This window comes from Oleiphilus sp. HI0067 (assembly GCF_001635735.1).
In genome coordinates this window covers 1-727 of the sequence record NZ_LWFI01000614.1, presented here as the reverse complement: position 1 = coordinate 727, position 727 = coordinate 1, and the positions used below count along the sequence as shown (strand labels likewise).

At 43.7% G+C, this 727-nt stretch carries 1 protein-coding gene; it reads left to right on the top strand.

Features of this window, described 5'->3' with window-relative positions:
• On the top strand, positions 1-727 hold a 727-nt coding region (locus tag A3739_RS06895), incomplete at its 3' end, for an HDOD domain-containing protein (protein WP_369821094.1).

Sequence of the window (727 nt, the reverse complement as noted above, 5' to 3'; positions counted from 1 at the left end):
ATTATAAGGATTGGAAACTCCATCCAGTTTAACCCGAGTTCAACACCTGTTACGACCGTTAGCCGAGCAATTATAAATATTGGATTTAAACATATACGTAGTGTGTGCTTGGCCGTAAAAGTACTTGAGTTGTTTTCGATGAACAATGCGAGTGACCAGGTGGCAGACCGTTTGGTAACGGGACTTCATTCTTCTTTTCAAGCGCGTGCTTTGTGTTCCCGACTCAATGAAACCGAGCGTGAAGAGGTGTTCATAGCTTGTCTGCTGAGTCAGTTAGTCGAATTACTTATCGTATCGTCTTGTGATCCGGAAGGGAATTTATATGCGAGCAAGGTTGAGGCTAGCACTACAACAGAAGAGCGAAACATTATCGCCAATAATGTTCTAGGAACTCGCTTAGATACCTTGTCGAAAACACTAATGAAACGCTGGCAGATAGATGGATTAATTAATGATCTCTATAACCCCAGAGCGGTTGATCAGCGTCTGAAAGCTATAGTGCTTGGTCAAGATGCATGTGAAGCGGTTGAATCGGGGGAAGACAGTCGAGTCTTCAAAAGTGTGTTGAAGAAAATGGTCGCATATACCGGTAAAACCGGAGTACATGTGAAAAGCGATGTCCGCGCTGCACGTTATGAAGCATTGCTGGCAATCAAGGAATTTGATGATCAAAAGATTATTACTTGTGCGCAGCGCCGCTTGTCAGATAACAGCGATTCAAGCGAAG